Consider the following 13,226-nt stretch of genomic DNA (forward strand, 5'->3'; position numbering starts at 1 on the left):
CGACAGGAGCGCCCATGCATCGCGCCCTCACGCTGGCAGCGCTGCTGCCCCTCACCCCCGCCTGCGCCGAGCAGGTGGGGGAAATCGGTGTCGACTGGGTCGGCAATGACATCGTGGTCGAGGCCATTGCCGACCCGGACGTGGCGGGCGTGACCTGCCACATCGCCTATTTCGACCGTGGCTTCATCGACCGGCTGAGCAAGGGCAACTGGTTCGAGGATCCCTCGAACGCCTCGATCGCCTGCCGCCAGACCGGCCCGATCGAGATCGGCGACATCGACCGCAGCGAAGGTGGCGAGGACGTGTTCCGCACCTCGCGCTCGATCATCCTGAAGTCGCTGCGGGTCAAGCGGATCTGGGACGAGGCCAACCGCACCCTGATCTACGTGGCCCATGCCGCCGAGCTGACCGACGGCTCGGCCAAGGTGGCGATCTCGACCGTCCCGCTCTACACGCCCGGGGAATAGCGCGCGGGCGGTATGGCGGACAGTGTGGCGGAGATCCTGACCTCGACAGGTTGCTGACGTAGCGTCAGGTTGGGGGCAGTTTCATCAAGCCGATTGGATCTGCCTCATGTTCGCTGCCCTCGCCGCCCTCGCCGCCCGCCTGCGCCCTGCCCTGTGCGCCAAGCTTGCCATGCTGCCCGGTCTTGCCGCCGCGCAGAGCCATGGCACGTGGAATTACCTAGAGGACATGGCCGCCGGCCAAGTCGCCATGAGCTATGTCCGCAATGGCGAGGAGCGGGTGCATTTCTGGTGTTTCCGCGATCTCGACGCGATCCAGCTTCAGCTTTTCGTGGTGGGCGGCAAGCATCACCGCCCCGGCGACGTCATCCGCCTGCAACTGGTCGCGGACGACCGCCCGATCCAGGTCGACAGCTTCCATTCCAAACGGGCCGGGCAGCTCTTTCTGGTGCGCGCCATGATCCCGACCAACAGCCCGTTCTTCCCGCACCTGCTGGCCGCGGGCCAGTTCCGCGGCAACACGATCGGCCGCACGCTGGGCCCCGCCCAGCGGGTCGAGATCGATGCCGCGACCGAAGACTTCCGGCGCTTCTTCGGCACCTGTTCCTTCCTGCAGAGCTCCTGATCAGCCCGGATAGGGCACGGGCGTGCGATGCTCGGGCCGCCGGGTCCAGTCCCAGTAGCGCGCATGCAGCTGCCGCGCGACCGGTCCGGCCACCCCATTGCCGAAGATCCGGTCATCCACCCGGGTGATCGGCAGCACCCCGCCGCCCGAGGAGGACAGGAAGACCTCGTCCGCGGCCATGAACTCCTCCAGCGGCAGGGGGCGGATCTCGGTCGCAAGGCCCAGCTCGGCGCAGATTTCCAGCACCGTGCGGCGGGTGATCCCCTCCAGCACGCCGGTCTCGGGCGTCACCACCCGGTCCCCGATCACCGCGAAGGCGTTGAAGCCCGGCCCCTCGGCCACGTGGCCTGCGTGATCGCAGAGCAGCACGGTCTCGAACCCTGCCTCCTTGGCCTCGAACAGCCCCGCGGTGAAATCGCCCCAGTGATAGTTCTTGGCGCGCGGGTTCACGCTGTCGGGCGGGATCCGCCGCACCATCTTGGCAATCCAGACCGAGGCGCCGGCGGCGATGACCTCGGGCTTGATGACATGCACGTAGGGCACGGCCCAGGCGTAGAAATGGTTGCGGCAGTTGCGCGGATCCCGGTCGCCGGGCACCCGTGGCGTGCCGCGCGCCGCGACCATGGCGCAATAGGCATCGCGCAGCCCGGACGCCGCCACCATCGACGACAGCGCCGCGGCAATCTCGGCATCCTCCATGCCGATTTCGAAGCGCCCCGCCTGCACCGAGGCGCGGAACCGCGCCAGGTAGTCCGGCAGACGGAAGAAGGCGCCCCCCACCACCGGCACCACGTCATAGACGGTGTCACTATGGGTCAGCGCCCAGTCGGTCACGCCGATCTTCGCCTCGGCGATCGGCAGGATCCGCCCCGCCATCCAGGCGGCGCCGGCGGACAGGTCGGTCATGGGGCCGCCCCCTGGAACACGGCGCCGATCTCGGCCCGGATGATCCGCGCGATCAGCGCGCAATCGTCCAGGCTGAAGGTCAGCGGCAGGCGCATGTCGACGATCCCGCGCAGCACCCGGTCGGTGGACGGCATCGGCTGCGACGGCGCATAGCGCCAGCTGTCATAGCGCGAGGTGAAGCCCACGGGCTCGGACCCGCCGAACCATTTCAGCTCCACCCCTCGCGCGGCGCAGCGGCGCAGCGCCTCCTGCACCGCCTCCGGCGCCCAGTCGAGCAGCAGGAACTGGATCGATGAGCCGACGAAGCGTCCGCGCGGGTCGCGGTCCACCACGCGCAGCCCCGGCGTGTCGCGCAGTCCCTCCTCGACCACGCGGTAGCGGTCGTTCCAGCGCGTCACTTGGCCCTCCAGCGCGCGCAGCTGCGGGCGCAGGATCGCCGCGCGAAGATTGTCCATCCGGCCCGAGACATTGGGCGTGTCAAACTTGATCGTCTCGAACACCTCCGGGCGCGGTGCCGCGAGATGCCGCTCATACAGCATGTAGGATCCCGAGAGCATCACCGCGCGCGCGGCCAACGCCTCGTCATCGGTGACCAGGAGCCCGCCCTCGCCGGAATTGACATGCTTGTAGGTCTGCATCGAATAGCAGCCCACCGCGCCATGCCGTCCCGAGGGCACGCCGTCCCACACCGCGCCCATCGTGTGGGCGCAATCCTCGATCACGGTGATCCCGGCGGCATCGCAGATCGCCATCAGCCGGTCCATGTCGCACAGATGCCCGCGCATGTGGCTGAGCATCAGCACCCGCGCCTGCCCGGCCTTGGCGGCCAGATCGTCGAGATCGATCACCAGCCCCTCGGTGACGCCGACAAAGACCGGCACCGCGCCGACGCTGGCAATGGCCCCCGGCACCGGGGCAAGGGTGAAGGCATTGGTGAGCACGGGCTCGCCGGGTTGCACGCCCACGGCCCGCAACGCGCAGCCCAGCGCGTAGCCCCCCGAGGCCACGGCCAGGCAGTAGCGCGCACCGACCTGCGCGGCGAACTCCTGCTCCAGCAGCGCGGCCTCACCCGCCTCGCCTTCGGCCACGTTGTAGCGGTGCAGCCGGCCGCTGCGCAGCACGTCCAGCGCGGCGGCGATGCCCTCGTCCGGGATCGGCTCCTGCTGGGTGAAGCTGCCTGTGAAACGCTCGCTCATGTCCCGGTTCTGCGGCGCTTCGCCGCCCGGGTCAATGCAGGATGCGTGCCGCGGACATCACGCCGCGCCGTGCGGACCGGGCGGGGATCCGCCTTCGAAGGCGGATCCGGGCGCCACGCTCCACGCGCTTGACAACATCGCAGCTGGACGCCCCGGCCCGCCGTCCCGCGCAACGGCCAGGCGCAACCGGCGGCTTGGGCCGACCCGGGCCATCCGCCCGACCGGGCCGGTCCGCGCGCAAGCGGGTTGAACCCGCTTGAAGCGCCTTCGAAGGCGCTTGCCCGCTCATCCGATCAGCCGGCGCACCTCGGCGGGCAGCTCGGCGAAGGCGTCGATCACACCTTCAGGCGCCAGCTCCCGCACCGCCGCACCGCCCGGCGCGAAGGTGACGAGGATGCAGGGCACGCCCGCGGCCGCCGCCGTCTTGCGGTCGGTGTCGCTGTCGCCGACCAGCAGCGAGGCGTCGCGCCGCCCGCCCGCACCCTCCACCGCCGCCCAGTAGGGCGCGACATCGGGCTTGCGCGTGGCCAGCGTGTCGGCGCCGATCAGCGCGCCGAAGAGATCCCGCACGCCCAGCGCCGCCAGCAGCCGCTGCGCCAGCGCCTCGGGCTTGTTCGTGCACACGCCCACGGCATAGCCGTCCCGCCGCAGCGCCTCGACCGTCTCGGCCGCACCGGGATACATCCGCGTGTGCACGTCCAGCGCCCCGCCATAGGCCTCCAGCAGCGCCGGATACCAGCGATCCACCACCGCCGGGTCCGCCCCGCCGATCCGGCCCAGCCCCTCGGTCAGCATCGCCCGCCCGCCGCGCAGCGCCACGCCCGCATCGGCGCCGGGGTCCAGCCGCACCCCCGCGCCCATCGCGTCGAAACAGACATTGGCGGCGGCGATCAGATCGCCGCTGGTATCCGCCAGCGTCCCGTCCAGGTCGAAAATCACGCAGCGCATGGTCCATCCCCCAGCCTGTCACATCCCGCAATCAAGCGTGAGCAATCGCCGCTTGCTCCGCGCCTCTCAGGCGATAGAACGGCGCCGACGGAAAGACAAACGGATTGCCCCCATGAGCGTTGCCCTGATCCTGCTTGCCGCCGGCAAAGGCACACGGATGAAATCCGACGCGCCCAAGGTGCTGCACCGGATCGCGCAGGCCCCGATGCTGTGGCACGCGCTGCGCGCGGGCCAGGTCCTGGCCCCCGAGCGCACGGTGCTGGTCACCGGCCATGGTGCCGAGGCGGTCGAGGACGCGGCCCGCGCCTTCGACCCCGATTTGACCTGCGTGCGCCAGGACGCGCAGCTGGGCACCGCCCACGCGGTGGCGCAGGCGCGCCCGGCGCTGGAGGGGTTCGACGGGGATGTCCTCGTGCTCTATGGCGACACGCCCTTCATCGGCACCGAGACACTGGAGGCCATGGCCGCCGCACGCGCCCGGCACGACGTGGTGGTGCTGGGCTTCGAGGCGGCCGATCCGGCCCGCTACGGCCGGCTTGTCATGCAGGGCGATGTGCTGGAGCGGATCGTCGAGTACAAGGACGCCTCGGACGAGGAACGCGCCATAACCCTCTGCAATTCCGGGGTCATTGCCGCCGATGCCAAGACGCTGTTCGACCTGATCGACGCGGTGGAGAACGCCAATGCCAGCGGCGAGTATTACCTGACCGACATCGTCGGGCTGGCCCGGGCGCGCGGCCTCTCGGCCACCGTGGTGCGCTGCGACGAGGCCGAGACGCAGGGGGTCAACTCGCGCGCCGATCTTGCCGCCGCCGAGGCCACCTTCCAGGCCCGCGCCCGCGCCGCGCTGCTCGAGAACGGGGTGACCCTGGCCGCGCCCGAGACAGTCTTCCTTGCCTGGGATACCGAGATCGGCCGCGACAGCGAGATCGAGCAGAACGTGGTCTTCGGCCCCGGCGTCACCATCGAGACCGGCGCGCGCATCCGCGCCTTCAGCCATCTCGAGGGCGCCCATGTCAGCCGGGGCGCCGTGGTCGGCCCCTATGCACGGCTCCGCCCCGGCGCCGAGCTGGCCGAGGACGTGCATGTGGGCAATTTCGTAGAGATCAAGAACGCCCAGCTGGCCGAGGGGGTCAAGGCCAACCACCTGACCTATATCGGAGATGCCGAGATCGGCGCGCGCAGCAATATCGGCGCCGGCACGGTGACCTGCAATTATGACGGCGTGTTCAAGCACCGCACCATCGTGGGCGAGGACGCCTTCATCGGCTCGGACACGATGCTGGTCGCGCCGGTCACCGTGGGGGCGCGGGCGATGACCGCGTCGGGCTCGACCATCACCGAGGATGTGCCCGAGGGCGCGCTGGCCATCGCGCGCGGCCGGCAGCAGACCAAGCCCGGGCTCGCCACCCGTCTCTTCGACAAGCTGCGCGCCCAGAAGGCCCGGAAACAGGCCGGATCCTAGACCCTCTCGCAGAACGCGCGTCCCCGGACGCACGGGAAAGGTATGTGACATGTGTGGAATCGTCGGCGTGCTGGGCACGCACGAGGTCGCCCCCATCCTGGTCGAGGCGCTGCGCCGGCTGGAATATCGCGGCTATGACAGCGCCGGCATCGCCACGGTGCATGACGGCCATCTCGAACGGCGCCGCGCCGTGGGCAAGCTGGTCAACCTCTCCGACCTGCTGGTGCATGAACCGCTGCGCGGCAAGTCGGGCATCGGGCACACCCGCTGGGCCACCCATGGCGCGCCGACCGCGGACAATGCCCACCCGCACAAGGCCGGGCCGGTGGCCGTCGTACACAACGGGATCATCGAGAATTACAAGGACTTGCGCGCCGAGCTTGAAGCCGCGGGCCTGTCCCCCGAGACCGAGACCGACACCGAGACGGTGGCGCTGCTGGCGCAGCACTACATGGCCCGGGGCACGCCCGCGGTCGAGGCCGCCATGGCCACGATCGACCGGCTCGAGGGCGCCTTCGCGCTGGCCTTCCTGTTCGACGGCGAAGAGGACCTGATGGTCGCCGCGCGCAAGGGCTCGCCGCTCGCCATCGGCCACGGGGATGGCGAGATGTATGTCGGCTCGGACGCGATCGCGCTGGCGCCGATGACCGACCGCGTCACCTATCTCGAGGAAGGCGACCGCGCGGTGCTGACCCGCGACACGGTCGAGATCCGTGACGAGGCCGGGCGCCGCGTCAACCGCGAGATGCGCCGGATCCGCATGGATGCCGCCCGCGTCGACAAGGGCGGCTACAAGCATTTCATGGCCAAGGAGATCGCCGAGCAGCCCTCGGTCATGTCCGCGGCGCTGTCCGCCTACCTGACCGACACGGGCATCGCCCTGCCCGATCCGGGGATCGACTTCGCCCGGGTCGAGCGGCTGGTCATGGTGGCTTGCGGCACGGCCTATTACGCCTGTTTCACCGCCAAGTACTGGTTCGAGAAACTGGCCGGCCTGCCGGTCGAGGTCGATATCGCCTCGGAATTCCGCTATCGCGAGCCGCCCGTGCTGCCCGGCACCTCGGCGCTGTTCGTCAGCCAGTCGGGCGAGACCGCCGACACGCTGGCCGCGCTGCGGTACTGCCGCGACAAGGCCGACGCGATCTATTCCGTGATCAACGTGCCCGAAAGCTCCATCGCGCGGGAAAGCGACCTTGCCCTGCCGATCCATGCCGGGGCCGAGATCGGTGTCGCCTCGACCAAGGCCTTCACCTGCCAGCTGACCGTGCTGCTGCTGCTGGCGCTCAAGGCGGCCGAGGCGCGGGGCCGGCTGGACCCGGAGGCCCGCGACGAGATCCTGACCGCGCTGCGCGCCATGCCCGGCACGTTCAACACCGCGCTCGGCCGCGACGAGGTGATCGAGGCCGCCGCCCAGCAGCTGGCCGAGGCCCGCGACATCCTGTTCCTCGGCCGCGGGCTGATGTATCCGCTGGCGCTGGAAGGCGCGCTGAAGCTCAAGGAAATCAGCTATATCCACGCCGAAGCTTATGCATCAGGCGAACTCAAGCATGGCCCCATCGCGCTGGTCGACAGCAACGTGCCGGTGATCGTCATGGCGCCGAAGGATTCGCTCTTCGAGAAGACCGTCTCGAACATGCAGGAGGTCATGGCCCGCGGCGGCCGGGTCTGCCTGGTCACCGATGCCGCCGGCGCCGCGGCGGCCGGGGACGAGGTCTGGAAGACCGTGGTGCTGCCGGATGTGCCCGAGGTGCTGACACCCCTGCTCTACGCGCTGCCGGCGCAGCTCTTGGCCTATCACACGGCAGTGGCCAAGGGCACCGATGTGGACCAGCCCCGCAACCTTGCCAAGTCGGTGACGGTGGAATGACCCCCGAGGCGGCGCTGGAGGCGCTGCGCGCAGCGGCCAGCCCCGGCATGGCCGAGGGCAAGGCCGCCTATCACAAGGCGCCGCGCACGTACCTTGGCACGCCCAACTCCGCGATCAACGATCTCGCCCAACGATGGCGGCGCGAGCTGGATGTCGAGGCCCGCGTGGCGCTGGCCGATGCGCTGTGGGACACGGATATCCACGAGGCGCGCATCGCCGCGGCCAAGCTGCTGACCCAGGCGCGGCTGCGCCCGGATGACGCGGCCTGGGCGCTGATCACCTCCTGGGTGCCCCAGTTCGACGCCTGGGCCATTGCCGACCATGTCTGTGCCGCCGGCGCCCGGCGGCTGAGTGCCGATCCGGACCGGCTCGACACGGTCGAGACCTGGACCGCCAGCCCGCACATGTGGAGCCGCCGCGCCGCCTTGGTTATCACCCTGCCCTGGACCAAGCAGAACTTCCCCTCCGAGGCGGACCTGCAGATCCGCGACCGGGTGCTGGGCTGGGCGGCGGGCTACGTGCCCGACCGCGACTGGTTCATCCAGAAGGCGATCGCCTGGTGGCTGCGCGAGTTGTCGAAACACGACCCGGCCCGCGTCACGACCTTTCTTGACACCCATGGCGCCGGAATGAAGGCCTTCGCCCGCAAGGAGGCGTCGAAATACCTCTGAGCGGCGCTCAGCCGCCGGTATAGACCTCGAGCGTCGGCAGATCGGTCAGCGGTGCCTCGATCAGGCGCATGGCGGCCAGCGAGATGCGGCTGCCCGCGGTGGCCGGCCCGTCGATCGGGATCAGGTCGACCTGCGCCGACTTGCCGGTGGCGGGATAGACGACACGGCCCTTGGCGGGCGCCGAGACCAGCGGCGTCTCGAGCCAGAAACCCGGCCGCGCCGGGTCGCCGAGGCTGGCCACCGTCTCCCCCAGCTTGCGCTCGCCCGCCGGCTCGGCCGGGGCCGCGGCGGCGGCCGCGCGCTCCTCGTCCGAGGTGGTGTCAAACTCATCGGCGGTGCGCGCGGCCGGGTTCGGCGCTGGCGCGGTGCTCAGGCTTTCGGGGCGGGCCTGCGGCCGGGTCTGCCCGGTCGCGGCGGCCGGCGCCGCCTTGGCGCCCCGGTCGGGTGCGATGGCCTCGAACGGCGCCGAGCCGCACGCGGCGACCCCCAGAACCACGGTGATTGCCCAGACTGCTCGCATGACTGTTTTCCTCCCGTTCGGGATGACATGTTACAATTCCAAGGGCACACTTGCCCAAATTCCGGCCGGCGACTAGGTAGATTCCATGACCTTGCCCCTGATCGACCCGTTTGAGCGACCGATTTCCTATCTCAGGGTGTCGGTGACAGACCGATGCGATTTCCGCTGCGTCTACTGCATGTCCGAGAACATGACCTTCCTGCCCAAGAAGGAATTGCTCACGCTGGAGGAACTGGACCGCATGTGTTCGACCTTCATCCGGCTGGGTGTGGAAAAGCTGCGCATCACCGGCGGCGAGCCGCTGGTCCGGCGGGACATCATGACCTTCTTCCGTGCCATGACCCGGCATCTGGACAGCGGCGCGCTGAAGGAGCTGACGCTGACCACCAACGGCTCGCAGTTGGAACGCTTCGCCTCCGATCTCTACGCCGCGGGCGTGCGCCGGGTGAACATCTCGCTCGATACGCTGGACGCGGGAAAATTCGCCGACATCACGCGCTGGGGCCGCCTGCCGCAGGTCTTGAAGGGCATAGACGCGGCGCAGAAGGCGGGGCTGCGGGTCAAGATCAACGCGGTGGCGCTGAAGGGCTTCAACGATGACGAGCTGTTCACGATCACCGAATGGGCGGCGTCGCGCGACATGGACCTGACCTGGATCGAGGTCATGCCCATGGGCGACATCGGCAACGAGGACCGGCTGGACCAGTACTGGAAACTGACCGATCTGCGCGCGCAGCTGGCCACGCGCTATACGCTGACCGACCTGCCCGAGCGCACCGGCGGGCCCGCGCGCTACGTGCGGCTGGAGGAGACGGGGCAGAAGATCGGCTTCATCACGCCGCTCAGCCACAATTTCTGCGAAAGCTGCAACCGCGTGCGGCTGACCTGCACCGGTGAGCTGTTCATGTGCCTGGGCCAGGAGGACAATGCCGACCTGCGCGCCGCCCTGCGCAACAATCCCGGCACGGATGAACCGCTGGAGGACGCGATCCGCGCCGCGATCGGACGCAAGCCCAAGGGGCATGATTTCGACTACTCGCGCCAGACGGTGGATGGCCGCGTCTCGCGCCACATGTCGCATACCGGCGGATAGGGCGGACAAGCCGTTTCGAAACGGCTTGGGCCAAGCGGCTTGCAAGCCGCTTTTTCAACGCGCTTGCAAGCGCGTTGAGGAAGGCTCTTCGAAGAGCCTTCCCCGCCAGGCCCGACCGCCTGAAAAAAACCACCGAAAAGGCGAAAACCCCGCCCGTTTCGGACGGTTCGGACAAACCTAGGGTCGGCTGACCTGCCCGCCGCCGACCGGGGCCGCGACGCCGGTGGTGCCCGGCGCCGAGGTCGGCAGGCCGCGCAGCACGCGCACGGCAAGATAGGCAAAGGCCTGCGCCTCGAGCATGTCGCCATCCAACCCCACGCGTTCGACAGGCTCCACCAGGCAGTCGAGGCTGGCCGCCAGCATCCGCATCATCACCGGGTTGTGGCGCCCGCCCCCCGTGACAAGCACACGCTCGGGCGGCTCGGGGCAGTGCTCCATCCCCTGCATCACCGCCGCCGCCGCCATGGCCGTCATCGTGGCCGCGGCATCGGCATCCGACAGCTCGCGCACGAGATCCAGCATGACGGCGAAATCGTCCCGGTCCAGCGACTTGGGCGGCATCCGGCGGAAGAATGCCTCTTCGAGGAAGAGCTCCAGCGCCCCCTCCTCGACCCGTCCGCGCCGCGCCAGCACGCCATCGCGGTCGCAATCCAGACCCAGCCGCTGGCCCACCAGGTCGTTGATCGGCGCATTGGCCGGCCCAGTGTCGAAGGCCAGCAGGGCCCCCTCCGCCTCTGGCGCCGGCCGACGCGGATCGACCCAGGTCAGGTTGCCGACCCCGCCGAGATTGAGAAAGGCCACGGGCCGCTCCGCGCCGATCCACCGTGCACAGGCGAAATGGAAGAACGGCGCCAGCGGCGCCCCTTCGCCGCCCAGCGCCACGTCGGCCGAGCGGAAATCCCACACCACCGGCACGCCCAGCGCCTCGGCCAGCGCGGAACCGTCGCCCAACTGATGCGTGCCGCGCCCGCGCGGGTCATGTGCCAGCGTCTGGCCGTGAAAGCCCACCAGCTCGATCCCGTCGAAGCTCGAAAACGCCTCCAGATGCGCGCTTTGCAGCACCGACAGCGCCGCGTCCAGGTCCTCTCCCGGCCAGCGGCCCAGCGCCGCGCGCAGCACCTGGCGTTCGGCCTCGGCATAGCCGCGGTAGCGCGTCGGGCCGAAGCCCAGGATGCGCTGCCCGTCGGTCTGCACCACCGCCGCGTCGACCCCGTCCAGCGACGTGCCCGACATCGCCCCCAATGCCGTGAGCGGCCCGGTATTCTTGCCCTTCACCTTCGCCCCACTCTTTCTTATAGCTCGGCCCGGACTATAGGAGAGGCCGCACATGACCTACCATCCCAAATCGGACTTCATGGCCACCATGATGGCGCGCGGCTACCTGGCCGACTGCACCGATTACCAGGGCCTGGACGAGGCGCTGTCCAAGGGGGTGGTGACCGCCTATATCGGCTACGACGCCACGGCGCAGTCGCTGCATGTGGGCCACCTGCTGAACATCATGATGCTGCGCTGGCTGCAGAAGACCGGGCACAAGCCGATCACGCTGATGGGCGGCGGCACGACCAAGGTGGGCGATCCTTCCTTCCGCTCGGACGAGCGCCCGCTGCTGGGCCCCGAGCAGATCGACGCCAACATCTCCGGCATGCAGCAGGTTTTTGCCAAGTATCTCGACTATGGTAACGACGCCACCGGCGCGCTGATGCTCAACAATGCCGAGTGGCTGGACGGGCTGAACTATCTCGACTTCCTGCGCGACATCGGCCGGCATTTCAGCGTCAACCGCATGCTCTCCTTCGAGAGCGTGAAATCCCGGCTCGACCGCGAGCAGTCGCTCTCCTTCCTCGAGTTCAACTACATGATCCTGCAGGCCTATGACTTCCTCGAGCTGCACCGCCGCTATGGCTGCGTGCTGCAGATGGGCGGCTCGGACCAGTGGGGCAACATCGTGAACGGCATCGACCTGACGCGCCGCGTGCTCGACCAGGAGATCTTCGGCCTGACCTCGCCGCTGCTGACCACTTCCGACGGACGCAAGATGGGCAAGAGCCAGGGCGGCGCCATGTGGCTCAATGCCGACATGCTGAGCCCTTACGAATTCTGGCAGTTCTGGCGCAACACCACCGATGCCGATGTCGGCCGCTTCCTCAAGCTCTATACCGAGCTGCCGGTCGAGGAGTGCGACCGGCTCGGCGCGCTGGCGGGCTCCGAGATCAACGAGGCCAAGATCATCCTCGCCCGCGAGGTCACGACCCTCTGCCATGGGGCCGAAGCCGCCGCGGCCGCCGAAGAGACCGCGCGCGAGGTCTTCGAGAAGGGCGGCGTGGGCGACGATCTGCCGACGCTGGAGCTGAGCGCGGCCGAACTGGGTGACGGCATCTCCGTGGTCCAGCTGATCGTCCGCTCGGGGCTTGCAAAATCCGGCAAGGAGGCCAAGCGCCTGATCGCCGAGAACGGTGCCCGGATCGATGACGCCCCCCTGACCGATTCCGGCCTGATGCTGGACGCTACGGCCCTCTCCGCGCCGGTCAAGCTGTCGGCCGGCAAGAAGCGCCACGCGCTGGTCAAGCTGTCGGGCTGACGCGCTAAGGGATCAACCCGACCAGCATCAACAGGGCCAGCGGCGTCGAGAGCAGACATGCCAGCAGCATGGCGGCGGCCGCCGTCGGGCGGGGACGTGCCATGGCGGGTGGATCCGGGCGGGGCGCGGAACGGCGCGGGTTGAGATCTGTCATGCCCGCCATTTAACCCGACCGAAACTTTCGATCGCGTTAATGGCGGCATGGACATGCTGCCACTGCCCAAATCACCGGAATTCGCCCGGGCCTGCGCACTCCTGGGCTGCCCGGTCCAGCGCCACCGCCGCTGCGTGGCCGGCACACCACGGCTGGTCTGGCAGGTCCAGTCCCGCCGCCTCGGCCCGCTGGGCCAGAATGAACTCCGGGGCATTGTCCGACCTGATGTATTCGGGTGGGCCGTACAAGATGAACAGGTCCGTCAACGCATCCAGCACGTTCGTTGAATTGCTTGCGATCCACGCCAATGATCAGCGCTTCACTAGTGTATGCGTCGATGATGTTCAGCGTCCGGTACATCCGCCCGCCAGCGGTGCGATCCTGGACGAAGTCGTACGACCAGACATGGTAAGGCCGCTCGGGCCGCAGACGCGCACGACCCGCCGTTCAACCAAAGCCGCCCTTTCTTCTTCTGCTGCTTCTGTGGGACCTTCAGCCATTCACGCCGCCAGATGCGCTCACCCCGAGTATGGTTCACATGCCAGCCAGCGATTTTCAGCAGGCCGGTCACCATCCGATATAAACTGATGCGGTTGTCTAATCGCCTTTGTTGCGTCAAGCCCTGCTCGCCTGATTCTGGACCTGTCCCGTTTTTGTGCCGCGCCAGGTGCTCGTTTAGGCCACTTTTCTTTCGAAGACGACGGGGCTTTTGCAGCCCAAAGCTGAGTGTCTCCGG

12 protein-coding genes and 1 pseudogene are annotated in these 13,226 nt (G+C 68.8%); 7 read left to right on the plus strand and 6 right to left on the minus strand.

Features of this window, described 5'->3' with window-relative positions; translation table 11 throughout:
• Nucleotides 1-14 precede the first annotated feature (14 nt).
• Together AVJ23_RS19500 and AVJ23_RS19505 are read left to right on the plus strand one after the other, a co-directional pair.
• Entirely contained in the window at nucleotides 15-467 is a 453-nt protein-coding gene (locus tag AVJ23_RS19500) for a CreA family protein (protein ID WP_058863906.1), read from the plus strand.
• Between the two features lie 106 nt (nucleotides 468-573).
• Entirely contained in the window at nucleotides 574-1,089 is a 516-nt protein-coding gene (locus AVJ23_RS19505) for a hypothetical protein (RefSeq protein ID WP_157772721.1), read from the plus strand.
• On the opposite strand, the gene AVJ23_RS19510 is transcribed toward AVJ23_RS19505, so the two are convergent.
• The 3 genes from AVJ23_RS19510 to AVJ23_RS19520 form a co-directional block, all read right to left on the minus strand.
• On the minus strand, nucleotides 1,090-1,995 hold the full coding sequence (locus AVJ23_RS19510; protein WP_058863908.1) for an aminotransferase class IV: 906 nt from the start codon (nucleotides 1,993-1,995) through the stop codon (nucleotides 1,090-1,092).
• On the minus strand, nucleotides 1,992-3,191 hold the full coding sequence (locus AVJ23_RS19515; protein WP_058863909.1) for a DegT/DnrJ/EryC1/StrS family aminotransferase: 1,200 nt from the start codon (nucleotides 3,189-3,191) through the stop codon (nucleotides 1,992-1,994). Before AVJ23_RS19515 ends, AVJ23_RS19510 begins: the two co-directional genes overlap by 4 nt.
• Before the next feature lie 285 nt (nucleotides 3,192-3,476).
• A complete protein-coding gene (locus tag AVJ23_RS19520) occupies nucleotides 3,477-4,139 on the minus strand; it encodes an HAD-IA family hydrolase (RefSeq protein ID WP_058863910.1) in 663 nt (220 codons plus the stop codon).
• Nucleotides 4,140-4,251: 112 nt separating this feature from the next.
• On the opposite strand from AVJ23_RS19520, the gene glmU reads away from it, so the two are divergent.
• The 3 genes from glmU to AVJ23_RS19535 are packed head-to-tail and all read left to right on the plus strand — an operon-like array spanning nucleotide 4,252 to nucleotide 8,142.
• Nucleotides 4,252-5,604: a bifunctional UDP-N-acetylglucosamine diphosphorylase/glucosamine-1-phosphate N-acetyltransferase GlmU gene (gene glmU, locus AVJ23_RS19525; RefSeq protein ID WP_058863911.1), complete on the plus strand. Its 1,353-nt coding sequence runs from the start codon at nucleotides 4,252-4,254 to the stop codon at nucleotides 5,602-5,604.
• Between the two features lie 49 nt (nucleotides 5,605-5,653).
• Complete coding sequence (gene glmS / locus AVJ23_RS19530; RefSeq protein ID WP_058863912.1) at nucleotides 5,654-7,471, plus strand: glutamine--fructose-6-phosphate transaminase (isomerizing); 1,818 nt, start codon at nucleotides 5,654-5,656, stop codon at nucleotides 7,469-7,471.
• A complete protein-coding gene (locus tag AVJ23_RS19535; RefSeq protein ID WP_058863913.1) occupies nucleotides 7,468-8,142 on the plus strand; it encodes a DNA alkylation repair protein in 675 nt (224 codons plus the stop codon). Before glmS ends, AVJ23_RS19535 begins: the two co-directional genes overlap by 4 nt.
• 7 nt (nucleotides 8,143-8,149) lie before the next feature.
• On the opposite strand, the gene AVJ23_RS19540 is transcribed toward AVJ23_RS19535, so the two are convergent.
• Nucleotides 8,150-8,662, minus strand: coding sequence for a hypothetical protein (locus AVJ23_RS19540; RefSeq protein WP_058863914.1), 513 nt, complete (start codon nucleotides 8,660-8,662; stop codon nucleotides 8,150-8,152).
• Nucleotides 8,663-8,747: 85 nt separating this feature from the next.
• Here AVJ23_RS19540 and moaA point away from each other — a divergent pair, with 85 nt between their 5' ends.
• Nucleotides 8,748-9,755, plus strand: a complete 1,008-nt coding sequence (gene moaA, locus AVJ23_RS19545; RefSeq protein ID WP_058863915.1) for a GTP 3',8-cyclase MoaA — start codon at nucleotides 8,748-8,750, stop codon at nucleotides 9,753-9,755.
• A gap of 177 nt (nucleotides 9,756-9,932) precedes the next feature.
• On the opposite strand, the gene AVJ23_RS19550 is transcribed toward moaA, so the two are convergent.
• The gene (locus AVJ23_RS19550; protein ID WP_058863916.1) at nucleotides 9,933-10,988 is read right to left on the minus strand and encodes an anhydro-N-acetylmuramic acid kinase; all 1,056 of its coding nucleotides are present in this window, start codon (nucleotides 10,986-10,988) and stop codon (nucleotides 9,933-9,935) included.
• Nucleotides 10,989-11,082: 94 nt separating this feature from the next.
• Here AVJ23_RS19550 and tyrS point away from each other — a divergent pair, with 94 nt between their 5' ends.
• Entirely contained in the window at nucleotides 11,083-12,336 is a 1,254-nt protein-coding gene (gene tyrS, locus AVJ23_RS19555; RefSeq protein ID WP_058863917.1) for a tyrosine--tRNA ligase, read from the plus strand.
• Nucleotides 12,337-12,624: 288 nt separating this feature from the next.
• On the opposite strand, the pseudogene AVJ23_RS23380 reads toward tyrS, so the two are convergent.
• Nucleotides 12,625-13,070, minus strand: a pseudogene (locus AVJ23_RS23380) (DDE-type integrase/transposase/recombinase); the annotation flags it as partial.
• Nucleotides 13,071-13,226: the final 156 nt, after the last annotated feature.

The sequence above is a fragment of the Pseudoponticoccus marisrubri genome (assembly GCF_001482405.1).
Taxonomy (GTDB): domain Bacteria; phylum Pseudomonadota; class Alphaproteobacteria; order Rhodobacterales; family Rhodobacteraceae; genus Pseudoponticoccus; species Pseudoponticoccus marisrubri.